The organism is Serratia plymuthica (assembly GCF_018336935.1).
GTDB lineage: Bacteria > Pseudomonadota > Gammaproteobacteria > Enterobacterales > Enterobacteriaceae > Serratia > Serratia plymuthica_B.
In genome coordinates this window covers 3,205,291-3,228,750 of record NZ_CP068771.1, presented here as the reverse complement: position 1 = coordinate 3,228,750, position 23,460 = coordinate 3,205,291, and the positions used below count along the sequence as shown (strand labels likewise).

The window sequence follows — 23,460 nt, the reverse complement described above, 5'->3', positions numbered from 1 at the left end:
TCAGCAGGAGTAATCTTTGCTACTATGAATAAACCCGCGATAATGGCAAAAATCGCCCGCGCTATTACAACCAAGGATTGTACAGATATGGACAGCCTGATCACCTTCGAAAAACTGACCGCAAAACACTTGCCTTACCTGTATGAAATCAGATTTTCCGTCGAAGAGAACCCGCTTCATCCTCACCAGATCCAATATCTTCAAAGAACTCAGGTGCTGGATGATATCAACCAGGGCGGAGGCTGGATTTGCAAATGCGGTGAAGATTACGCCGGCGTCGGTTTCGGCCTCTTTATTCCCGAACCATTGATCGGCGGGCTGTTTGTGAAGCCGGAGTATCAGGCGAAAGGTATAGGTTCCGCTTTACTGGATGCCGTAACGGCATGGTTGTTCGAGAATGGTGCCGCAGAGATCCACCTCACCACCGATCCGGGCTCCAGGGCTGAGGCGTTTTATCAGCGGCGTGGCTGGGTTACCGTTGGCAAGGATGAATTTGGTCAGGCGGAACTGGTTAAGCCTAAAGGTGATAAATAATGAAAATCAAAGGACTGATAGCCGCATTATTTCTGATTTCCCTGTTTAGCGCTCCGCTTTATGCGGGCGTTGATTATTTTTATCTTAAAAAGAGCGATGGCGAGAAGGTCAAAATTACGCTGCAGGCGTTAGAGGCGATGCCATCCTCTTCGATTAAAACCTCGACCAATTTCACACCCGAGGCCGTTTTTACCGGCGTTGAGTTTAGCGCGCTGGCAAAGGTATATGGCCTGACAGGAAGCAAGGTTCGCGCTTTTGCCTGGGATGATTATTCATATTCAATGCCTGCCGCCGAGTTGGATAAATATAAAGTCATTATCGCTTATAAGAAAAATGGTGAGCTCATGGATGTTGCGCAGTTGGGGCCTTTTGCGATTATCTACCCTCGCGATAGCTACCCTGAGCTGAACAATATAGATGTAAACGCAAAAACCGTTTGGCAAATAAAAATGCTAGAGGTTAAGTGAAATGAGCAAGAAATTTCTCGGGACCCTTATCACCCTGGTTGCGGTGCTGGTGTTGTTGATTTTATTGATTGCCGTAAATTTCGGCAATGTGAAAGATCGATACAAGCAGATTGAACCTAACCTCGATAACTACTCCGTTGCTGAAATTCTCTTTTTATCCTTCGAACGGACGAGAACCGCACTGCTGCTGGGCGACGAGGATAACTACGATGGTTTTATGCTCAAGAAGAAAATATTTGCCTCGAAGATTGCCATCATTGAAGGCCGTTCTACGTTCAGCGACTCTTTTTATTATGACGATGAATTTATAAAAACGGTGGCGGTTTTGAAGCGTCAGTATGCCGAGCTGGATCAACTTGGCGTCGAACTGCGTAATGGCACCAAAACCAGAGCCGATATACTCTCCTTTATGGATGAAATGGAAATCACCCTGGTCGATATTCAAGAGATGATTTACAAAATACAGATAAGGAATTTCACCGAGGTTAAAGACATCATCAAAGACAATTCAGGTAAAGCCGAGCTATTTGCCATGTTCTCGCTGGTGCTGATTTTCTTGATGATGTTCCTTATCTTGAAGAATGCGTTTTCACTGAAGGAGATAGTTAAGAATAAGAACATATTTATTTCTTCCATCTACCATGAGATCGCCGGCTCAACGCAGGCTATCGTGATTGCGGCAGACATCATGGAGCACGAGCTGGTTCAGGAGGAGTTGAAGAAAGAGGCCAGGCTCATCTCGCACCATGGCAATAAAATTGCGGAGCAAACGCGTGAGGTGATGGATTACTCGCGGCTTGAAATGGGGGAGATAAAGGTAAATGATTCCCTGTTTTCACTCAATGAGGTGGTTGACGATGCCGTCGCCGCAGTGAGCGGGGAAGGCCGCAATCAATTTATTATCCGGCATTCGTCTTATGCAGGGAAAATCCATTCCGATAAGTACAAACTCTATCGAATACTCGTCAACCTGCTGGGCAATGCCGATAAATATACGCATTGCGGCCTGGTTATCGTGAATGTGAAAGTCTGCAATAGCCGTCTTTATCTTCTGGTGAAGGATAACGGCATCGGCTTTAACGTGAAGAATATCGATAGATTATATAAGGCATTCAATCAGGGATTGGAAAGGGAGACGCGGCAGGGGCTGGGCCTGGGGCTAACCATTATAAAGAACTATGTAACCAGGATGAAAGGCACCATCAGGGTGAAATCAGCCGAGGGCAAAGGGTCGTCATTCCTCATTTGCCTGCCAATAAAATCAGTTGAAAAATAAATGAGAAAGCAGCAGCGAAGAGATAATCAGCGGCTTGGCCGGCTTCTCAACCAAGTGCACGTCGTAGTTTAATATCATATCGCCTATGTTTTTCTCATAGTGGTTTAACTGGCCGGTCAGGATGATGATCTGCGCAGGGGTGTCTGCCTGGTCTTTTATCTTTTCTACCACCTTTTCGGACGTCTCGCCGAAGTCTAACAACCAATCAAGGATAAAGGCCTCGTAGGCGTGCTGCTCCAGGGCATCGATGATCGCCGCCGCCGTTGGGAAGGTATCTGTTTCAATCCCATAACGGGTGGTGATTTTCTTCAGCAATTCCAGGATGTCTTGATCGTTGTCGAGTATGGCTATCCTTGGCGCCGGCAGAAAGTCTATTTTTCTGACTTTATACAGCTCTGCGCCCGCGCTTTTATCTCTTCCGGTGTTAATGATAAAAAGATCGTCTTTCCTGAACGCATAGGTTTCCGCATCCTCAATGTTATCCACCGGTTTGTCGTCAACCTCAATATTGCACCGCTTATGTATGCTGTTCATGATAAAGACGCAGTTATGGGTTCTGCGCCCTTGAAACGATTCGTTGAAGTATTGAAATACCTTTTTTACCTCGTCGAGAGTGATGCCTCTTTTACCGTCCAGCTTCTGCTTGGCGCTGTTGTATTGGAGGTTCAGTATGCTCGCCATGGTTGATGCGTGCTTTCTGTCGCCAACCCCTTTCTGGGTCAGCAAGGTACTGATTGCCTCTGCGTAATTTGGCGTTTTTTTCATGATCACCTCGATTTTTCTGATGTTGACCACGAGCATTTGCTGTCCCGAGGCTGTCTGCTGGCTCGATTATAGATGAGTCAGAATGGCTGTTGCTATATCCATTTGATTTTCTTGAGTAAACTCAAAAGCAACTCAATTTAATTTAAAAAGACACTCAAAAGACATTCACATTTTACCGCCGATATGATTAATTAGCATCCATATGTGTGATTTGCGTTCCTAGGGGGGGTGCCAGTCTCACAAAATAAGTTGCCTGCACCCGCTTTCAAACCGGGTGCAGGCAGCGAAAAAGATACATGGCCAACACCAGGGGCCCTTATAACATCACGGCATCACGGCATCACTGCGACGTTGCTGGTATTGCCGAACGCTGGCTACCACCACGTCCGGCGCGACCACACCTTCCCGCCCTAAAATCACCGCCCGCGAGGTACCCTGAGCGACGATCCGATCTCCAATGCTGAAGGTGTGGGTGGCATAGAAATAGCGTTCGTCCCAATGGGTAATGCTCATGCTGACCTGATAGCGCTGGAAGGGTTGCAACGCCTTTTTGTAATCCATGGTGTGCTGGCTGATGATCGGCGACCAGTGCCGTTTAAGCATCAATGCCATCAGGCCGGTGCGGATAAACAAATCGACCCGATTCAGGTCGCATACCGTCATGTAGCGGCCGTTGTTCATATGCAAATTGAGGTCGATATCATTCAGCCACACCCGGGTCGCCAGTTGGTTGGTCAAAGCATCCATCGACATGCGTGGCTTCCAGTACGATGAGAGTAAAACCCAGATCAGTCGCAGGTACAGATTCATAGTGGTTATCTCGCAGAGTTATCAGACCGGCTTCAGCGATCAGACTTTAAATGTGGTCCAACCAGTTTGGTTTGTCAAAAGATCGGCGAGATGCATGCGGGAGGAGCCAGGCATTGAGAGGTCCCGGAGTCGCGCAGAAGGGTATCCGGCGCGATCCGGGGGTTGGTAAGCAGAGCCGTTGAGAAAATAGCGGCTCCGGCTGGTGCCGGGTTCGGAAGCCAGCATCGCCACTATAGCCGCGTTGATTTCCCGTACCAGCAGCATTGGCAGGCTTTGCGCTGCGCTTCCATGGCTTTTCCAACCGCGCTGCAAAGATTGCAAATTACTGCGTGCTACGCCCCAGATATCCGTCCCAGTCTTTCCACACCGGCTGCAACCCGGCTGCGCTGATAGCCTGCGACACCTGCTGCGGTGTGCGGCCATCGTGCGGTTCGAACTGCTCCAGTTCAGGCGGCACATCGTCGGCATAGCCGCCGGGCTGGGTCTTGGAGCCGGCACTGACGCTGTTGATCGCCACCGGGATCATATGATCACGGAAGAACGGCGACTCGCGTGTAGACAGAGAAAGCTCTACGTCAGGCGCAAACAGGCGAAAGGCGCAGATTAACTGCACTAACTGCGGTTCACTCATGATTGATGCAGGCTCAATGCCGCCGGCGCAGGGGCGCAGACGTGGGAATGAAATTGAGTAACGGCTCTGCCAGTAAGTTTGCTGCAGGTAGAACAGGTGTTCGGCCAGCATATAGCAGTCGGTGCGCCAACTGTTGGAAAGCCCAATCAGCGCGCCGAGGCCGATCTTGTCGATCCCGGCACGGCCGAGGCGATCCGGCGTAGCCAGCCGCCAGTGAAAATCCTGTTTCTGCCCGCGCAAATGATGTTGCAGGTAGGTGGCAGGATGATAGGTTTCCTGATACACCAGCACGCCGTCCAGCCCCAGCGTTTTCAACTCGGCATATTCCTCCTCCGCCAGCGGTTGCACTTCCATCATCAGTGAACTGAAGTGGGGGCGGATCGCCGGAATATGCCGGCGGAAATAGTCCATGCCGACTTTGCTCTGGTGCTCGCCGGTGACCAGCAACAGGTGCTCGAAACCCAATGCCTTAATCGCCAGGCATTCGCGCTCGATCTCGGCGGCATCCAGAGTTTTACGTTTTATACGATTGCTCATCGAAAAACCGCAATAGGTGCAGTCGTTGGCGCACAGGTTGGACAGATACAGTGGCACATAGAAGCCGACCACGTTGCCAAAGCGTTGGCGCGTCAGCTGTTGGGCACGCTGCGCCAGCGGTTCCAGATAGGGCAGTGCTGCGGGCGAGATCAGCGCCATAAAATCTTCACGCGTCAATTTTTGCGCACCGAGCGCCCGTTCGACATCCAGCGCGGTTTTGCTGTTGATGCGCAGCGAGATATCGTCCCAATCGAGCTGCTGCCAGCGGCTACTGAAATCCTCTGTCATTACAATGCCTCCCCGGTTTGGTTGAGGAAGGCGGTCAGCGGGCTGGAGGCTACCGCGCTGCGGCTGCGGCTGCCCAACCCGGCCAGGCGCGCCAGTTCACCGGCTTCCAGTGCCAAACGGAACGCCCGCGCCATTTGTACCGGATCGCGAGCCACGGCGATTGCGGTATTCACCAGCACCGCATCGGCGCCCAGCTCCATCGCCTCCAGAGCATGACTTGGCGCACCGATGCCGGCATCGACCACCACCGGCACTTTGGCCTGTTCGATAATGATTTCCAGGAAGTCGCGGGTCCGTAGCCCGCGATTGGATCCTATCGGTGCGCCGAGCGGCATCACCGCTGCGCAGCCCACCTCTTCCAGCCGTTTGCACAACACCGGATCGGCACCGCAGTAGGGCAACACCACAAAGCCCTCTTTAACCAGCGTTTCCGCTGCTTTCAGCGTTTCAATAGGGTCCGGCAGCAGATATTTCACGTCGGGATGGATTTCCAGTTTTACCCAATGGGTGCCAAGTGCCTCGCGCGCCAGGCGGGCGGCAAACACCGCTTCAGCGGCGGTTTTTGCGCCGGACGTGTTGGGCAGCAGGCGCACGCCCAACTGTTGCAGCGGCGCAAGAATGGCATCATTGCCGCCGCGCAGGTCAACGCGCTTCATCGCCATGGTCACTAACTGCGAGCCGGAGGCTTGCAGCGCTTCCAGCATCAGCGCAGGAGTGGCGAATTTACCGGTGCCGGTAAACAGGCGTGAAGTAAAGGTGGTATCGGCGATTTGCAGCATGTCAGCCTCCGGCAATCGCTTGAAACAGCAGGATGTCATCGCCGTCTTGCACCTGGTGGTTAGCCCAGTCGGCACGCGGGATGATAGTTTGGTTAATAGCCAGAGCGGTACCTGGCTGGTGGCGCCCTAGCTGCTCAAGCAGGGCAGTGACGCTCAGTGGCTGCGCCAGTTCCAGCGGTTGGTCATTCAGCCGGATTTTCATGCTGCGCCTCCGCAGACCGGGCAGGCGCTGGCCTGACTGAGCTGCAACGTACTCCAGCTTTGCTGTTTACCATCGAACAACCGCAACTTGCCGCTGAGCGATGAAGGCATTCCCGCCAGCATTTTTATCGCCTCCAGCGCCTGCAGGGTGCCAATCACACCGACCACCGGGCCGAGTACGCCTGCGGTGCGGCAGTTGCGTTGCGGCTCGGTGTGTTCTGGGTACAGGCAGGCGTAGCAGCCGTGGGCATAAGGCGGTTCAATCACCAGCAATTGGCCGCTGAAGCCCACCGCGCTGCCGCTGATCAGCGGTTTGCCGGCGGCGATACAGGCGGCGTTCACGGCATGGCGGGTTGTCATGTTATCGCTGCAATCCAGGATCAGATCGGCGCGCTCCACGGCGTCCTGCAAGCTTTCCCCTTGTAAACGCTGTTCCAGCGCGATGGATTCCACCTGCGGGTTCAGCGCTTGCAACTGACGCTGCGCCAGAGCGGCTTTGCTTTTGGAAACGTCGCCGCTGCGGTAGAGGATCTGGCGCTGCAGATTGGTGATGTGCAGCCTATCGTCATCTGCCAACAGCAGCGTGCCGACGCCGGCAGCGGCCAGGTAGAGCGCGGCGGGGGATCCTAATCCCCCGAGGCCGACCAGCAAAACCGATGCCTGTTTCAGCTTTTCCTGGCCTTGCGGACCTACGTCCTCCAGCAGCAGCTGGCGGCTGTAGCGCAGAAATTCTTGATCGTTAAGCATCGAGTCACTCCTTGCCTTCGATCAGTTGCAAAAGCTGCGCGGTGGCCGCACGCCAGTCCGGGGCCTTGGTGATGGCGCTAACCACCGCCACGCTGCCGACGCCGCAATCCAGCACCGACGCCACGCGATCGATCCCGATCCCGCCGATCGCCACCGTCGGGTAGTCCGCCAGCCCGGCGACATGGCGTTTCAGCTCAGCCAGACCTTGGGGTTCGGAAGGCATCTCTTTGGTTTGGGTTGGGAAAATGTGTCCCAGCGCGATATAAGAGGGTTTGACTGCGATTGCCCGGGCTAATTCGGCATCGTCATGGGTGGAAACGCCAAGCCGTAATCCTGCCCGATGGATCGCCGCCAGATCGGTGGTATCCAAATCTTCCTGGCCGAGGTGCACGCCATAGGCGCCGTGTTTAATCGCCAGTTGCCAGTAGTCGTTGATGAATAGCCGGGCGTGATAATGCTTGCCGAGGGCTATGGCGGCGGCGATATCGTCCTCGACTTGCTCATCCGGCAAATCCTTGATGCGCAGTTGGATCGTGGTCACGCCCGCTTCCAGCAGGCGGGCAATCCATTCAACGCTGTCTACGACCGGGTAGAGTCCCAGTTTGTGGGGCGTCGCCGGGAAGGGCGTCATGATATCAGTCATTGCTCGTCTCCTCCTGCAGATTGCCGGCGCTGTGATACAGCTCGCTGCCGCGGGCGCGGAACTCGGCGGACATTTTCTCCATGCCGGTCAGCTGCACCTCTATCGGCTTGGCGGCCTCCTGGGCGGCGGCGTAGTCGCGCACCTCTTGCGAGATCTTCATCGAGCAGAACTTCGGTCCGCACATCGAGCAGAAGTGGGCGATCTTGCCGGATTCCTGCGGCAGGGTTTCATCGTGATAGGCTCGGGCAGTGGCGGGATCGAGCGCCAGATTGAACTGATCTTCCCAGCGGAATTCGAAGCGGGCTTTGGACATGGCGTTATCACGGATTTGCGCACCCGGATGCCCTTTGGCCAGGTCGGCGGCGTGGGCGGCAATTTTGTAGGTGATCAGGCCCTGTTTGACGTCCTCTTTATTCGGCAGGCCGAGGTGTTCCTTCGGCGTGACGTAGCACAGCATGGCGCAGCCGAACCAGCCGATCATCGCGGCCCCTATGCCGGAGGTGAAGTGGTCATAACCCGGTGCGATATCGGTAGTCAACGGGCCCAAGGTGTAGAACGGCGCTTCGTGGCAGTGTTCCAGCTCTTCGGTCATGTTGCGGCGGATCATCTGCATCGGCACGTGGCCAGGGCCCTCGATCATCACCTGCACGTCATATTCCCAGGCAATTTTTGTCAGTTCGCCCAGCGTATGCAGCTCGGCGAACTGCGCTTCGTCGTTGGCGTCCTGAATCGAGCCGGGACGCAGGCCGTCACCCAGCGACAGCGATACGTCATAGGCGGCGCAGATTTCACAAATTTCGCGGAAGTGTTGATACAGGAAGTTTTCCTGATGATGCGACAGACACCATTTGGCCATGATCGAACCGCCACGGGAGACGATGCCGGTCAGGCGTTTGGCGGTCATCGGCACATAGCGCAGCAGCACGCCGGCATGGATGGTGAAGTAGTCGACGCCTTGTTCGGCCTGCTCCAGCAGCGTATCGCGGAACATTTCCCAGGTCAGGTTTTCCGCCACGCCGTTCACTTTTTCCAGCGCCTGGTAGATAGGCACCGTGCCGATCGGCACCGGACTATTGCGCAGGATCCACTCACGGGTTTCGTGGATGTAGCGGCCGGTGGACAAATCCATCACGGTGTCTGCGCCCCAGCGGGTGGACCACACCAGCTTCTCCACTTCTTCTTCGATTGACGAAGTCACTGCGGAATTGCCGATATTGGCGTTGACCTTCACCAGGAAGTTACGGCCGATGATCATCGGTTCGGCTTCCGGATGGTTGATATTGGCGGGGATGATGGCACGACCGGCGGCCACTTCCTGGCGAACGAATTCCGGCGTGATGTTTTGCGGCAGGTTGGCGCCCCAGCTTTGGCCGGGATGCTGGTGGCGCAGCACTTCACCGCGGATACGTTCACGGCCCATGTTTTCGCGGATGGCGATGAACTCCATTTCCGGGGTGACGACGCCGGCGCGAGCGTAGTGCAACTGGGTGACGCATTTGCCCGCTTGCGCCTTGCGCGGCTGCGGCAGATGTTCGAAGCGCAGATGATCCAACCCTTCGTCCGCCAGGCGCTGCTGAGTGAACCCGGAACTGACGCCGTTGAGAGCTTCGGTATCGCCACGTTCTTCGATCCAGCCGGCGCGCAGTTTCGCCAGGCCGCGATGCACATCGAGCTCGGATTGCGGATCGCCGTACGGGCCGGCGGTGTCATATACCGGGATAGCTTCGTTCTGCTCGTATTGCGGGTTGTCTTTGTCACCGCCAATCAGCGTCGGGCTGAGCTGGATTTCACGCATCGGAACCCGGACATCGCTGCGCGAGCCTTGCAGATAGATGCGGCGTGAATTGGGAAAGGATACGCCCTGCAAAGTGTCGATGAATTGCTGGGCTTCTTCGCGCTGTTCTTTACGGGCGCGCGGTTTTTTAACGTTAGACATAGCAAATTCCTACCAGTGTGATGAGTTGGGAAAATTGCTTGTCTGGAGCTCGGAGGGAGTAATGATGCTGGCCGGGAAGGCGGAGGTATCCCCGATCGGGAAGCCCTGCCTGTGGCGATAGATTACTCTTGTTCCCTTCGCGGGTATTAACCCGATCAGGTTCCGCGGATCCCGAATTAACGGTCTCAGCCTGGCCAATTTGATGAGCAAATCAGCGCTAGGCACTCCGACAAGATGCCCTCCAGTATAGGAGGGATAATAAAAAAAACTACAAAATTCTAACGCGTCTGATCCAGTGCTTTATCCGGCAGAGGTTGCTGCGAGGCTTCCGTCGCCAGTTGGATCAGCTTATCTTCCAGAGCGAAACGCGCCGCAAGCGTTTCACCGATATCCGACAGCGCCTGGTGGAATTCCATGCACACGTCCTGATCGATATCCACTTCGGTATAGCGATCGTGGAAAGCCATGATCTGCTCGGTATTGACCCAAAGTTTGGGATAGATGTTCACCGATAGCGCCATTTTCGGACTGGGTGCGGCTTCCACTTGTTTGATAATTCTGTCATAGATATGAAAATGCCCGGCAGAGAGGTAATCCACCAAATTATGGCAAAAGTTCTCCAGCGCTTTTTCATTCAGCGGCGTATGCTTTTCTTTGTTCGGTTTGATGCCCACGAGGGTGCAATAGGCGACGAGCAACTGCTTGCGCGCCTGAAGCCATTGATCAACTAATTCATTACTACCACCAACGCGCTGAGTCAGGCTTTCCAAACGGTTGAGCATGTTTGACTCCGTAAGTAATAAAAAGTAACAGTAAGTTATTAAAATGTAACAAGGCCGATTTGTAGAGTGCCAGTGAAGCTGAGGTTGTGCAACAACGATATGGAACTTGCATTAACGGGTAATGAAAATGGCTGGTGGATCGTCAGCCATGAAAGCAAAATTTGGTTACCGCACGGTGAATTGCCGTTCGGTTCGGCGGCGTCGTTTTCCCTGCAGGGGCGAATGGCGCGCACCATTGGTGAGTGGGAAGGGCTGCCGGTGTGGCTGGTGCGTCAGGCGATGCCGCAGGATATGGGCTCGGTGCGCCAACTGCTCGAGCTCGATCGCGGGTTGTTTCAGCTTGCCGGGCGCGGCGTGCAACTGGCCGACTTTTACCGCTCTCATCGCTTCTGCGGTTATTGCGGCCATGAGATGCACCTCAGCCGTACCGAGAGCGCCTGTCTGTGCGGTCACTGTCGGGAGCGTTACTACCCGCAAATTGCACCCTGCGTGATCGTCGCTATTCGGCGCGACGATGAGATCCTGCTGGCGCAGCATGTGCGTCATCGCGGCGGCATTCATACCGTATTGGCCGGTTTTGTCGAGGTCGGTGAAACGCTGGAGCAGGCGGCCGCGCGCGAGGTGATGGAAGAAAGTAATATTGAAATCAAAAACCTGCGCTATGTGACTTCTCAACCCTGGCCGTTCCCGCATTCGCTGATGATGGCCTTTATGGCCGATTACCACCGCGGTGAGATTCGTCACGATCCGAAAGAGCTGCTGAACGCCGGCTGGTACCGTTATGACCAGTTGCCGCTGTTGCCGCCGCCCGGCACAGTGGCGCGCCGCCTGATAGAGGACACCGTAGCCTTATGCCGTGAGCAATAAATCGCTACAATAACGGCAGATGAATAAGGGAGCCCTATATGAATGAGTTGAAGAACGATCGTTACCTGCGCGCGCTGCAACGTATGCCGGTGGATGTGACCCCAGTATGGATGATGCGTCAGGCCGGTCGTTATTTGCCGGAGTACAAGGCTACCCGCGCTCAAGCCGGCGATTTCATGTCGCTGTGCAAGAATGCGGAGTTGGCCTGTGAGGTTACGCTGCAACCGCTGCGCCGCTATGCGCTGGATGCCGCTATCCTGTTCTCCGATATCCTCACCATTCCCGATGCTATGGGGCTGGGCCTGTATTTCGAAGCCGGTGAAGGCCCACGCTTCTCTTCGCCGATCACCAGCCGTGCCGACGTGGACAAACTGCCGGTGTTCGATCCGGAAGTGGAACTGGGCTATGTGATGAACGCGGTACGCACCATTCGTCGCGAACTGAAAGGCGAAGTGCCGCTGATTGGCTTCTCCGGCAGCCCGTGGACGCTGGCGACCTACATGGTGGAAGGAGGCAGCAGCAAGGCCTTTACCAAGCTGAAAAAAATGATGTACGCCGAACCGGCCACGTTGCATTTGCTGCTGGATAAGCTGGCGGACAGCGTCATTTTGTATCTTAACGCCCAGATTAAAGCCGGCGCGCAGTCGGTGATGATATTCGATACCTGGGGCGGTGTGCTGACCGGACGCGACTATCGCGAATTCTCGCTGCACTACATGCACAAGATTGTCGACGGGCTGCTGCGTGAAAACGACGGCCGCCGCGTACCGGTCACGTTATTCACCAAAGGCGGCGGCCAGTGGCTGGAAGCGATGGCGGCGACCGGTTGTGATGCGCTGGGCCTGGACTGGACTACCGATATTGCGGATGCGCGCCGTCGCGTAGGCGACAAAGTGGCGCTGCAGGGGAATATGGATCCGTCCATGCTGTACGCATCGCCTGAACGCATCGGCCAAGAAGTGGAAACCATTCTGGCCGGTTTCGGCCACGGCGAAGGCCACGTGTTCAACCTGGGCCACGGCATTCATCTGGACGTACCGCCAGAAAACGCGGGCGTCTTTGTAGAGGCCGTTCACGCTCAATCGGCGAAATACCATCGCTAAGGACGGAATGTGGTAGATACCCAAGCTCTGCGCGCAGAGCAGTTGCAACGTGCGTCTGAAGTCATTCGCCACGATGACTTTCTGGTCGATACGCCGGCTTTTATCGCCGGCGCTGACGTGGGTTTCGAGCAGGAAGGGGCGGTGACGCGAGCTGCCATCGCCATCCTGCGGTATCCGTCGCTGGAACTGGTTGAATACCAGATTGCCCGTGTGGCTACTACCATGCCCTATATTCCGGGTTTTCTTTCATTCCGTGAATATCCCGCGTTGCTTGCTGCGTGGGAGCAATTGCAACAGAAGCCGGACCTGGTTTTTGTCGACGGTCATGGCATTTCGCATCCGCGCCGCCTGGGCGTCGCCAGCCACTTTGGGTTGTTGGTCAATGTGCCGACCATCGGCGTGGCGAAGAAGCGCCTGTGCGGTAAATTCGCGCCTCTGGATGTCGCCGCCGGTGCGCTGGCGCCGCTGGAGGATAAAGGCGAACAGCTTGGCTGGGTGTGGCGCAGCAAGGTGCGCTGCAACCCATTGTTTATCGCCACCGGCCACCGTGTAAGCGCCGACAGCGCACTGGCCTGGGTACAGCGCTGCATGGCGGGCTACCGTTTACCTGAACCCACGCGCTGGGCCGATGCCATCGCCTCGCGCCGGCCGGCCTTCCAGCGCTGGCTGCAACAGCATCCAGAGGTGCCGCAATGACCGATTTCGGGTACACTGCGGCGCAGATAACGCGTAAGAGAGTGAATAATGCTACGTAACCCGATTCATTTACGTCTGGAAAAGCTTGAAAGCTGGCAACATTTGACCTTTATGGCCAGTTTGTGCGAGCGTATGTATCCGAATTACCAGATGTTCTGCCTGCAGACCGAGTTCGGCGATCCGGCCATTTACCGCCGCATTCTGGATTTGGTGTGGGAAACCCTGGTGGTGAAGGATGCCAAGGTCAACTTTGACAGCCAGCTGGAGAAGTTGGAAGAGGCGATTCCCTCGGCAGAAGATTACGATCTTTACGGCGTTTACCCGGCGATTGACGCCTGTATCGCATTAGGGGAACTGATCCATTCGCGGCTCAGCGGGGAGACGCTGGAGCACGCCATTGCCATTAGCGAAACGTCGATTCGCACCGTGGCGATGCTGGAAATGACTCAGGCCGGTAAAGAAATGACCGACGATGAGTTGAAGGTTTTGCCTGCGGTAGAGGAAGAATGGGACATTCAATGGGAGATTTTCCGCCTGTTGGCTGACTGTGAAGAGCGTGATTTAGAGCTGATCAAAGGGTTGCGTTCTGACCTCCGCGAGGCTGCGGTAAGTAATATCGGGATAAATTTAACGCAATAAGGCAAGAAAACGTGATTTAACGCCTGATTTGTCATGCCTTAAGGCTTCACATCCGCACCCTGTCTGGTCTACATTTGGGGGGCGTAAAAAAAGTGGCTATCGGTGCGTGTATGCAGGAGGGTGCTGTCAATCGGCATATCCGTCGCACTCGATGCTTTGCAAACGATAAACACACTGTAAGGATAACTTATGAACAAGACTCAACTGATTGATGTAATCGCGGACAAGGCTGACCTTTCCAAAGCACAAGCTAAACTGGCTCTGGAATCCACCCTGGCTGCTATTACTGAGTCTCTGAAAGAAGGTGATGCAGTACAATTGGTTGGTTTCGGTACTTTCAAAGTGAACCATCGTAACGAGCGCACCGGCCGCAACCCACAGACTGGTAAAGAAATCAAAATCGCAGCTGCCAACGTGCCTGCGTTCGTTTCTGGTAAAGCACTGAAAGACGCGGTTAAGTAATACTGCGTGTTGGTGAAAAGATTAAACAGGGGGGCGATGGCGCCCCTTTTGTTTGTCCGACAGGCGCTGCTGGCCATTGGCATTGCCGGTGGCCTGAGCGCCTGCAGCAGTCATTCTGATCCCCCCACCTTTACCGCCAGCGGCTACGTGGCCGATCAGGGCGTTATGCGTCTGTGGCGTAAAGACGACGACCAGCAACGTCCTCAGGTGCTGATGAGTGTCTACAGCCCCTATCGCGGGCCAGGCACGGTCACTACCCTGTACGAATACCAGAACGGTGAACTGCGCCAGATTAAGCGCACTGATGCCGATCGCGATCAAGACTCTATTCAATTACGCTTTGCCGATGACGGCACGGTGAGTTTTATGCAACGCCAGCTGGCTACGCGGCGTGAGCAATTGACCGGCGATGAGATCGCCCTGTATCAATACCAGGCACGGCGGGTCCTTGAACTGAGCGATGCGTTGCGCGCCGGTAAGGTGACGCTGATGCAGGGGCGTTGGCAGCAGGATGTGGTGCAAACCTGTGATGGGCAATCAATCAAGCCGAAGCTGGATAAGAATGCAGAGGCCTGGATCGCGCGGCGTGCCCGCAACAGCAACCAGCCGGTGAATATAGCCTGGTTGGACGCGCCGGAAGGGCGTGAACTGCTGCTGGTGGCGAACGACGATTTTTGCCGCTGGGAACCGAAAGAAGAGACGTTATAAAAAAGGGTTCTGCATGCAGAACCCCTCGTTTGACTGTGGTGCGACGTTCAGATCATTTGCCGCGGGCAATCGCACGATAGCCAATATCGCTGCGACAGAAACTGCCCTGCCACTGAATGCCTTTCGCCAACTGGTATGCGCGTTGTTGCGCTTCCGCTACCGTTGCACCCAGCGCTGTCGCGCACAGCACGCGCCCACCGTTAGTGACTACGTCATCGCCCTGCATGCGCGTACCGGCATGGAACACTTTGCCGTCGGCGCTTTCCTGCTGCGGTAGGCCCTGAATCACGTCACCGTTGCTGTAGTCGCCCGGGTATCCGCCGGCCGCCAGTACCACGCCCAAGGCAGGGCGCTCGTCCCACTCGGACGTTTTCTCATTCAACTTGCCTTCCTCACCGGCCAGACACAGTTCAACCAGATCGGAGCGCAGACGCAGCATGATGGGTTGAGTTTCCGGATCGCCAAAGCGGCAGTTGAACTCAATCACTTTCGGCTGACCGTCTGCAGAGATCATCAGCCCGGCATACAGGAAACCGACGTAGGTATTCCCTTCCGCGGCCATGCCGCGTACCGTCGGCCAAATGACCTGGTCCATTGCTCGCTGGTGGATTTCATCAGTGACTACCGGGGCCGGGGAATAGGCGCCCATACCGCCGGTGTTAGGGCCGGTATCGCCATCGCCAACGCGTTTGTGATCCTGGCTGGTGGCCATCGGCACTACGTTCTCGCCGTCGACCATCACGATAAAACTGGCTTCCTCACCCTCGAGGAATTCTTCCACCACGATACGGTGGCCCGCATCGCCAAAAGCGTTGCCGGCCAGCATGTCCTGCACTGCGTCTTCCGCTTCCTGCAGCGTCATGGCGACGATGACGCCTTTACCGGCGGCAAGACCATCGGCTTTAATGACGATAGGGGCACCTTTACTGCGTACATAAGCCAGCGCCGGTTCAACGTCGGTAAAGTTCTGGTACTCGGCGCTCGGAATGTTATGACGCGCCAGGAAGTCTTTGGTAAAGGCTTTAGAGCCTTCCAGTTGAGCGGCCGCCTGGGTCGGGCCAAAGATTTTCAGGCCTGCGGCCTGGAAGGCGTCAACCACGCCAATCACCAGCGGCGCTTCCGGCCCAACGATGGTCAGACCGATGTCATGGCTCTGTGCAAAGGCGACCAGCGCCGGAATATCGGTGGCGGAGATCGCTACGTTTGTCAGGTTTGGTTCCAGCGCGGTACCGGCGTTGCCCGGTGCGACGTAAACGTTGTCTGCCAGCGGTGACTGAGCGGCTTTCCATGCCAGCGCATGTTCACGCCCGCCGTTGCCGATAATTAAAATGTTCATCAGGTACTCCATGCAGAGCGTGCGCCGTAGCGCACGCGGCAAAAGGGATTAATGGCGGAAGTGGCGCATGTCGGTGAAGATCATCGCAATGCCGTGTTCGTTGGCGGCGGCAATCACTTCGTCGTCGCGGATCGAACCGCCAGGCTGGATCACGCAGGTGATGCCAACCGCCGCTGCCGCATCGATGCCGTCACGGAACGGGAAGAAGGCGTCGGACGCCATGGCGGAACCTTTCACCTCAAGCCCTTCGTCTGCCGCTTTGATCCCGGCGATTTTGGCGGAGTAAACGCGGCTCATCTGGCCAGCGCCTATGCCGATGGTCATATTGTCACGCGCATAAACGATGGCGTTGGATTTCACGAATTTGGCCACTTTCCAGCAGAACAGCGCATCACGCAGTTCCTGAGCGCTCGGCTGACGTTCGGACACCACGCGCAGATCGCCTTCGTTCACCATACCCAGATCGCGATCCTGCACCAGCAGGCCGCCATTGACGCGTTTGAAGTCCAGCGCGGCAACGCGTTGTTGCCATTGACCGCAGGCCAGAACGCGAACGTTCTGCTTGGCGGCCAGCAGAGAGCGGGCTTCCTGGCTGATGCTCGGTGCAATGATCACTTCCACGAACTGGCGGCTAATGATGGCTTGCGCGGTGGCGGCATCCAGTTCACGGTTGAAGGCGATGATACCGCCGAAAGCCGAGGTCGGATCGGTCTGGTAGGCGCGCTCGTAGGCCACCAGGATATCGTCGCCGATAGCCACACCGCATGGGTTGGCGTGCTTGACGATCACGCAGGCCGGCTCGGCGAACTCTTTGACGCATTCCAGCGCGGCGTCGGTATCGGCGATGTTGTTATAGGAGAGCGCTTTGCCCTGCAGCTGGTCAGCGGTAGCGACAGAAGCTTCCTGAACGTTCTCTTCTATATAGAAGGCAGCTTGCTGGTGGCTGTTTTCACCGTAGCGCATATCCTGCTTCTTGATGTAGTTAAGGTTCAGGGTGCGTGGGAACCGGCCGGCAGGCTGTTCAGTATCGCCGTGATAGGCTGGAACCAGTGCGCCGAAGTAGTTGGCGATCATGCTGTCGTAGGCGGCGGTATGCTCGAAGGCTTTGATAGCCAGATCGAAACGAGTGGCGTATTGCAGCGAGCCATCGTTGTTATCCATCTCGGTAATGATGGCGGCGTAGTCGCTGCTCTTCACCACGATGGCGACGTCTTTATGGTTCTTGGCCGCGGAGCGCACCATGGTCGGGCCGCCGATATCGATATTCTCGACCGCGTCTTCCAGCGAGCAGTCCGGGCGCGCGACTGTCTGGGCGAACGGATAAAGGTTAACGACTACCATGTCGATCGGCTTGATGTCGTGCTGGCCCATGATCGCATCGTCCTGACCGCGACGGCCCAGAATGCCGCCGTGTACCTTGGGATGCAGGGTCTTCACTCGTCCGTCCATCATTTCCGGGAAACCGGTGTAGTCGGAAACTTCGGTAACAGGCAGGCCGGCATCTGCCAGCAGACGGGCGGTGCCGCCGGTGGAGAGTAGTTCGACGCCACGCTGGGAAAGCGCTTCGGCGAATTCAACGATACCGGCTTTGTCGGAGACGCTGAGCAGGGCCCGGCGGATTGGACGAGGTTGTTGCATGGTTTTATCCCTTGGCTTTGGAGTCGCAATAAAGAGCGTTACGTGAATTTCCACCTGCTTCTCTCTATAAGGAAAGGATTTTCTCTCTATAGAGGAGCAATCGGGCACAGATTCAGGTAACGACCTTATAAAAGAGGGAGCGTTTCGTCGCGAGGAATTGTAGCGAAAACGTTTGCGCGGTGCTCGTAAATTTTCCTCGCAAATGGGTTCTGTGGATAAAGTTGTGCACAACAGGGTATAAGGACGGGTTTTGCTGTGGAATGCAGCAAACGATCGTTTTTGTCGAAAATACCTGTTGCGGCCTGCGAGGAGCTCCCTATAATGCGCCTCCATCGACACGGAACATGTGAACAACTTCACAGAGTCTCCGGGGTTCGAAGAGAAAAAATCCTGAAAATTAGGGTTGACTCTGAAAGAGGAAAGCGTAATATACGCCACCTCGAGATAGCAAGCTACGGCGGCTAACTCACTGCTCTTTAACAATTTATCAGACAATCTGTGTGGGCACTCCACAAGACGATATCCAGAACCTTCGGGTTCGAAAAAATATCAAGTCTTGAAGAGTGACTACTGAAGTAAAATTCATTTAGTAACCTTTGAGCATCGCTTCACGAGTTGAAGCAAATCGAACTTTTAAATTGAAGAGTTTGATCATGGCTCAGATTGAACGCTGGCGGCAGGCCTAACACATGCAAGTCGAGCGGTAGCACAAGAGAGCTTGCTCTCTGGGTGACGAGCGGCGGACGGGTGAGTAATGTCTGGGAAACTGCCTGATGGAGGGGGATAACTACTGGAAACGGTAGCTAATACCGCATAACGTCTACGGACCAAAGTGGGGGACCTTCGGGCCTCACGCCATCAGATGTGCCCAGATGGGATTAGCTAGTAGGTGGGGTAATGGCTCACCTAGGCGACGATCCCTAGCTGGTCTGAGAGGATGACCAGCCACACTGGAACTGAGACACGGTCCAGACTCCTACGGGAGGCAGCAGTGGGGAATATTGCACAATGGGCGCAAGCCTGATGCAGCCATGCCGCGTGTGTGAAGAAGGCCTTAGGGTTGTAAAGCACTTTCAGCGAGGAGGAAGGGTAGTGTGTTAATAGCACATTGCATTGACGTTACTCGCAGAAGAAGCACCGGCTAACTCCGTGCCAGCAGCCGCGGTAATACGGAGGGTGCAAGCGTTAATCGGAATTACTGGGCGTAAAGCGCACGCAGGCGGTTTGTTAAGTCAGATGTGAAATCCCCGCGCTTAACGTGGGAACTGCATTTGAAACTGGCAAGCTAGAGTCTTGTAGAGGGGGGTAGAATTCCAGGTGTAGCGGTGAAATGCGTAGAGATCTGGAGGAATACCGGTGGCGAAGGCGGCCCCCTGGACAAAGACTGACGCTCAGGTGCGAAAGCGTGGGGAGCAAACAGGATTAGATACCCTGGTAGTCCACGCTGTAAACGATGTCGATTTGGAGGTTGTGCCCTTGAGGCGTGGCTTCCGGAGCTAACGCGTTAAATCGACCGCCTGGGGAGTACGGCCGCAAGGTTAAAACTCAAATGAATTGACGGGGGCCCGCACAAGCGGTGGAGCATGTGGTTTAATTCGATGCAACGCGAAGAACCTTACCTACTCTTGACATCCAGAGAATTCGCTAGAGATAGCTTAGTGCCTTCGGGAACTCTGAGACAGGTGCTGCATGGCTGTCGTCAGCTCGTGTTGTGAAATGTTGGGTTAAGTCCCGCAACGAGCGCAACCCTTATCCTTTGTTGCCAGCGATTCGGTCGGGAACTCAAAGGAGACTGCCGGTGATAAACCGGAGGAAGGTGGGGATGACGTCAAGTCATCATGGCCCTTACGAGTAGGGCTACACACGTGCTACAATGGCGTATACAAAGAGAAGCGAACTCGCGAGAGCAAGCGGACCTCATAAAGTACGTCGTAGTCCGGATTGGAGTCTGCAACTCGACTCCATGAAGTCGGAATCGCTAGTAATCGTAGATCAGAATGCTACGGTGAATACGTTCCCGGGCCTTGTACACACCGCCCGTCACACCATGGGAGTGGGTTGCAAAAGAAGTAGGTAGCTTAACCTTCGGGAGGGCGCTTACCACTTTGTGATTCATGACTGGGGTGAAGTCGTAACAAGGTAACCGTAGGGGAACCTGCGGTTGGATCACCTCCTTACCTAATGATATTGATTCGCGTGGCGTGCTCACACAGATTGTCTGATGAAAAAGTAATGAGCAAAAGCGCTACCTGTTGATGTAATGAGTCTCTGACTCATGCTGATACGAACCGATTAAAACGTTCAGTTTAATCGGATTTTCGTGTCCCCATCGTCTAGAGGCCTAGGACACTGCCCTTTCACGGCTGTAACAGGGGTTCGAATCCCCTTGGGGACGCCAATCCGATAATGAGTGAAAGACATTATCACCGGTGAGTCATCACCGAAAACATCTTAAAGATGACTCTTGCGAGTCGTGTTTAAGATATTGCTCTTTAACAATCTGGAACAAGCTGAAAATTGAAACATGACAGCTGAAACTTATCCCTCCGTAGATGTATTGGGATAAGGATTAACCTGTCATAGAGTCTCTCAAATGTAGCAATGCGAACGATGGAAACATCTTCGGGTTGTGAGGTTAAGTGACTAAGCGTACACGGTGGATGCCTAGGCAGTCAGAGGCGATGAAGGGCGTGCTAATCTGCGAAAAGTGTCGGTAAGGTGATATGAACCGTTATAACCGGCAATACCCGAATGGGGAAACCCAGTGTGTTTCGACACACTATCGTATGGTGAATACATAGCCATACGAGGCGAACCGGGGGAACTGAAACATCTAAGTACCCCGAGGAAAAGAAATCAACCGAGATTCCCCCAGTAGCGGCGAGCGAACGGGGAACAGCCCAGAACCTGAATCAGTTTGTGTGTTAGTGGAAGCGTCTGGAAAGTCGCACAGTAAAGGGTGATAGTCCCGTACACTAAAATGCACATTCTGTGAGTTCGATGAGTAGGGCGGGACACGTGACATCCTGTCTGAATATGGGGGGACCATCCTCCAAGGCTAAATACTCCTGACTGACCGATAGTGAACCAGTACCGTGAGGGAAAGGCGAAAAGAACCCCGGCGAGGGGAGTGAAATAGAACCTGAAACCGTGTACGTACAAGCAGTGGGAGCACCTTCGTGGTGTGACTGCGTACCTTTTGTATAATGGGTCAGCGACTTATATTTTGTAGCAAGGTTAACCGTATAGGGGAGCCGTAGGGAAACCGAGTCTTAACTGGGCGAATAGTTGCAAGGTATAGACCCGAAACCCGGTGATCTAGCCATGGGCAGGTTGAAGGTTGGGTAACACTAACTGGAGGACCGAACCGACTAATGTTGAAAAATTAGCGGATGACTTGTGGCTGGGGGTGAAAGGCCAATCAAACCGGGAGATAGCTGGTTCTCCCCGAAAGCTATTTAGGTAGCGCCTCGTGAACTCATCTTCGGGGGTAGAGCACTGTTTCGGCTAGGGGGCCATCCCGGCTTACCAAACCGATGCAAACTCCGAATACCGAAGAATGTTATCACGGGAGACACACGGCGGGTGCTAACGTCCGTCGTGAAGAGGGAAACAACCCAGACCGCCAGCTAAGGTCCCAAAGTCATGGTTAAGTGGGAAACGATGTGGGAAGGCATAGACAGCCAGGATGTTGGCTTAGAAGCAGCCATCATTTAAAGAAAGCGTAATAGCTCACTGGTCGAGTCGGCCTGCGCGGAAGATGTAACGGGGCTAAACCATGCACCGAAGCTGCGGCAGCGACGCTTAGCGTTGTTGGGTAGGGGAGCGTTCTGTAAGCCGTTGAAGGTGGCCTGTGAGGGTTGCTGGAGGTATCAGAAGTGCGAATGCTGACATAAGTAACGATAAAGCGGGTGAAAAACCCGCTCGCCGGAAGACCAAGGGTTCCTGTCCAACGTTAATCGGGGCAGGGTGAGTCGACCCCTAAGGCGAGGCCGAAAGGCGTAGTCGATGGGAAACAGGTTAATATTCCTGTACTCGGTGTTACTGCGAAGGGGGGACGGAGAAGGCTAGGCTAGCCGGGCGACGGTTGTCCCGGTTTAAGCGTGTAGGGGGAGAGAATTGGTAAATCCGTTCTCTTATTCAACCCTGAGGCGTGATGACGATGCACTACGGTGCAGAAGTAGTTGATGCCAAGCTTCCAGGAAAAGCCTCTAAGCATCAGGTAACACAGAATCGTACCCCAAACCGACACAGGTGGTCAGGTAGAGAATACCCAGGCGCTTGAGAGAACTCGGGTGAAGGAACTAGGCAAAATGGTGCCGTAACTTCGGGAGAAGGCACGCTGGCGCGTAGGTGAAGAGACTTGCTCTCGGAGCTGAAGCCAGTCGCAGATACCAGCTGGCTGCAACTGTTTAATAAAAACACAGCACTGTGCAAACACGAAAGTGGACGTATACGGTGTGACGCCTGCCCGGTGCTGGAAGGTTAATTGATGGGGTCAGCCGCAAGGCGAAGCTCTTGATCGAAGCCCCAGTAAACGGCGGCCGTAACTATAACGGTCCTAAGGTAGCGAAATTCCTTGTCGGGTAAGTTCCGACCTGCACGAATGGCGTAATGATGGCCAGGCTGTCTCCACCCGAGACTCAGTGAAATTGAACTCGCTGTGAAGATGCAGTGTACCCGCGGCAAGACGGAAAGACCCCGTGAACCTTTACTATAGCTTGACACTGAACATTGAGCCTTGATGTGTAGGATAGGTGGGAGGCTTTGAAGCGTGGACGCCAGTCTGCGTGGAGCCAACCTTGAAATACCACCCTTTAATGTTTGATGTTCTAACTCGGCCCCGTAATCCGGGGTGAGGACAGTGTCTGGTGGGTAGTTTGACTGGGGCGGTCTCCTCCCAAAGAGTAACGGAGGAGCACGAAGGTTAGCTAATCACGGTCGGACATCGTGAGGTTAGTGCAAAGGCATAAGCTAGCTTGACTGCGAGAGTGACGGCTCGAGCAGGTACGAAAGTAGGTCTTAGTGATCCGGTGGTTCTGAATGGAAGGGCCATCGCTCAACGGATAAAAGGTACTCCGGGGATAACAGGCTGATACCGCCCAAGAGTTCATATCGACGGCGGTGTTTGGCACCTCGATGTCGGCTCATCACATCCTGGGGCTGAAGTAGGTCCCAAGGGTATGGCTGTTCGCCATTTAAAGTGGTACGCGAGCTGGGTTTAGAACGTCGTGAGACAGTTCGGTCCCTATCTGCCGTGGGCGTTGGAAGATTGAGAGGGGTTGCTCCTAGTACGAGAGGACCGGAGTGAACGCACCACTGGTGTTCGGGTTGTCATGCCAATGGCACTGCCCGGTAGCTAAGTGCGGAAAAGATAAGCGCTGAAAGCATCTAAGCGCGAAACTTGCCTCGAGATGAGTCTTCCCTGGGCCTTTAAGGCCCCTGAAGGAACGTTTAAGACTAAGACGTTGATAGGCTGGGTGTGTAAGTGCAGCGATGCATTGAGCTAACCAGTACTAATGATCCGTGAGGCTTAACCTTACAACACCGAAGGTGTTTTGATTTGAGAGATTTTCAGCGAAGTTCCGAGATTGGTTTCGATGGCGACACGAGAG

20 protein-coding genes, 1 tRNA gene, 2 rRNA genes and 1 riboswitch are annotated in these 23,460 nt (G+C 54.8%); of the genes, 12 read left to right on the top strand and 11 right to left on the bottom strand.

Annotated features, from left to right (window positions below):
* Positions 1-87: 87 nt before the first annotated feature.
* From JK621_RS15090 to JK621_RS15080, 3 genes are read left to right on the top strand one after another with little or no spacing between them, the layout of a single operon-like run.
* A complete protein-coding gene (locus JK621_RS15090; protein ID WP_212560209.1) occupies positions 88-534 on the top strand; it encodes a GNAT family N-acetyltransferase in 447 nt (148 codons plus the stop codon).
* Positions 534-1,001, top strand: coding sequence for an oxidoreductase (locus JK621_RS15085; protein WP_212556690.1), 468 nt, complete (start codon positions 534-536; stop codon positions 999-1,001). The genes JK621_RS15090 and JK621_RS15085 overlap by 1 nt, the downstream gene beginning before the upstream one ends.
* 1 nt (position 1,002) lies before the next feature.
* Positions 1,003-2,277 (top strand): sensor histidine kinase, encoded by a 1,275-nt coding sequence (locus JK621_RS15080; RefSeq protein ID WP_212556689.1) that lies wholly within the window; start codon positions 1,003-1,005, stop codon positions 2,275-2,277.
* On the opposite strand, the gene JK621_RS15075 is transcribed toward JK621_RS15080, so the two are convergent.
* The 9 genes from JK621_RS15075 to rsd all read right to left on the bottom strand — a co-directional run bounded on the left by JK621_RS15075 (position 2,263) and on the right by rsd (position 10,396).
* Positions 2,263-3,078: a helix-turn-helix domain-containing protein gene (locus JK621_RS15075; RefSeq protein ID WP_212556688.1), complete on the bottom strand. Its 816-nt coding sequence runs from the start codon at positions 3,076-3,078 to the stop codon at positions 2,263-2,265. The two genes, JK621_RS15080 and JK621_RS15075, sit on opposite strands and share 15 nt — an antisense overlap.
* Before the next feature lie 288 nt (positions 3,079-3,366).
* Complete coding sequence (locus tag JK621_RS15070; RefSeq protein ID WP_249337078.1) at positions 3,367-3,795, bottom strand: thioesterase family protein; 429 nt, start codon at positions 3,793-3,795, stop codon at positions 3,367-3,369.
* A gap of 379 nt (positions 3,796-4,174) precedes the next feature.
* A complete protein-coding gene (gene thiH / locus JK621_RS15065; protein WP_212556686.1) occupies positions 4,175-5,308 on the bottom strand; it encodes a 2-iminoacetate synthase ThiH in 1,134 nt (377 codons plus the stop codon).
* Positions 5,308-6,087 carry a thiazole synthase gene (locus JK621_RS15060; protein ID WP_212556685.1) on the bottom strand — a complete coding sequence of 260 codons (780 nt, stop codon included), beginning with the start codon at positions 6,085-6,087 and terminating at the stop codon, positions 5,308-5,310. The genes thiH and JK621_RS15060 overlap by 1 nt, the downstream gene beginning before the upstream one ends.
* 1 nt (position 6,088) lies before the next feature.
* Positions 6,089-6,289 (bottom strand): sulfur carrier protein ThiS, encoded by a 201-nt coding sequence (gene thiS / locus JK621_RS15055; protein WP_212556684.1) that lies wholly within the window; start codon positions 6,287-6,289, stop codon positions 6,089-6,091.
* Positions 6,286-7,035, bottom strand: a complete 750-nt coding sequence (locus tag JK621_RS15050; RefSeq protein WP_212556683.1) for a HesA/MoeB/ThiF family protein — start codon at positions 7,033-7,035, stop codon at positions 6,286-6,288. Before JK621_RS15050 ends, thiS begins: the two co-directional genes overlap by 4 nt.
* Positions 7,036-7,039: 4 nt before the next feature.
* Positions 7,040-7,678: a thiamine phosphate synthase gene (gene thiE, locus JK621_RS15045; RefSeq protein WP_212556682.1), complete on the bottom strand. Its 639-nt coding sequence runs from the start codon at positions 7,676-7,678 to the stop codon at positions 7,040-7,042.
* Positions 7,671-9,614, bottom strand: coding sequence for a phosphomethylpyrimidine synthase ThiC (gene thiC / locus JK621_RS15040; protein ID WP_249337077.1), 1,944 nt, complete (start codon positions 9,612-9,614; stop codon positions 7,671-7,673). The genes thiE and thiC overlap by 8 nt, the downstream gene beginning before the upstream one ends.
* 115 nt (positions 9,615-9,729) lie before the next feature.
* A riboswitch (TPP riboswitch) is annotated at positions 9,730-9,853 on the bottom strand.
* A gap of 39 nt (positions 9,854-9,892) precedes the next feature.
* Positions 9,893-10,396 (bottom strand): sigma D regulator, encoded by a 504-nt coding sequence (rsd, locus tag JK621_RS15035; RefSeq protein WP_212556681.1) that lies wholly within the window; start codon positions 10,394-10,396, stop codon positions 9,893-9,895.
* 99 nt (positions 10,397-10,495) lie between these two features.
* On the opposite strand from rsd, the gene nudC reads away from it, so the two are divergent.
* The 6 genes from nudC (at position 10,496) to JK621_RS15005 (ending at position 14,871) form a co-directional block, all read left to right on the top strand.
* On the top strand, positions 10,496-11,263 hold the full coding sequence (gene nudC, locus JK621_RS15030) for an NAD(+) diphosphatase (protein ID WP_212556680.1): 768 nt from the start codon (positions 10,496-10,498) through the stop codon (positions 11,261-11,263).
* Positions 11,264-11,301: 38 nt separating this feature from the next.
* A complete protein-coding gene (gene hemE, locus JK621_RS15025) occupies positions 11,302-12,366 on the top strand; it encodes a uroporphyrinogen decarboxylase (protein WP_126479714.1) in 1,065 nt (354 codons plus the stop codon).
* 9 nt (positions 12,367-12,375) lie between these two features.
* Complete coding sequence (gene nfi, locus JK621_RS15020; RefSeq protein WP_212556679.1) at positions 12,376-13,062, top strand: deoxyribonuclease V; 687 nt, start codon at positions 12,376-12,378, stop codon at positions 13,060-13,062.
* Between the two features lie 48 nt (positions 13,063-13,110).
* Positions 13,111-13,701 carry a YjaG family protein gene (locus JK621_RS15015; protein ID WP_004953973.1) on the top strand — a complete coding sequence of 197 codons (591 nt, stop codon included), beginning with the start codon at positions 13,111-13,113 and terminating at the stop codon, positions 13,699-13,701.
* A gap of 189 nt (positions 13,702-13,890) precedes the next feature.
* Positions 13,891-14,163, top strand: a complete 273-nt coding sequence (hupA, locus tag JK621_RS15010; protein ID WP_012004757.1) for a nucleoid-associated protein HU-alpha — start codon at positions 13,891-13,893, stop codon at positions 14,161-14,163.
* 36 nt (positions 14,164-14,199) lie between these two features.
* Entirely contained in the window at positions 14,200-14,871 is a 672-nt protein-coding gene (locus JK621_RS15005; RefSeq protein ID WP_212556678.1) for a DUF1481 domain-containing protein, read from the top strand.
* Between the two features lie 52 nt (positions 14,872-14,923).
* Here JK621_RS15005 and purD read toward each other — a convergent pair whose 3' ends face one another.
* Together purD and purH are read right to left on the bottom strand one after the other, a co-directional pair.
* The gene (gene purD / locus JK621_RS15000; protein WP_212556677.1) at positions 14,924-16,207 is read right to left on the bottom strand and encodes a phosphoribosylamine--glycine ligase; all 1,284 of its coding nucleotides are present in this window, start codon (positions 16,205-16,207) and stop codon (positions 14,924-14,926) included.
* 48 nt (positions 16,208-16,255) lie between these two features.
* Positions 16,256-17,845 (bottom strand): bifunctional phosphoribosylaminoimidazolecarboxamide formyltransferase/IMP cyclohydrolase, encoded by a 1,590-nt coding sequence (purH, locus tag JK621_RS14995; RefSeq protein WP_212556676.1) that lies wholly within the window; start codon positions 17,843-17,845, stop codon positions 16,256-16,258.
* 635 nt (positions 17,846-18,480) lie between these two features.
* On the opposite strand from purH, the gene JK621_RS14990 reads away from it, so the two are divergent.
* The 3 genes from JK621_RS14990 to JK621_RS14980 all read left to right on the top strand — a co-directional run bounded on the left by JK621_RS14990 (position 18,481) and on the right by JK621_RS14980 (position 23,386).
* Positions 18,481-20,022, top strand: a 16S ribosomal RNA gene (locus tag JK621_RS14990).
* Between the two features lie 145 nt (positions 20,023-20,167).
* Positions 20,168-20,243, top strand: a tRNA-Glu gene (locus JK621_RS14985).
* A 235-nt stretch (positions 20,244-20,478) separates the two neighbouring features.
* Positions 20,479-23,386 (top strand): 23S ribosomal RNA (locus JK621_RS14980).
* The 16S and 23S rRNA genes sit together here with 1 tRNA gene alongside, the layout of an rRNA operon.
* Positions 23,387-23,460: the final 74 nt, after the last annotated feature.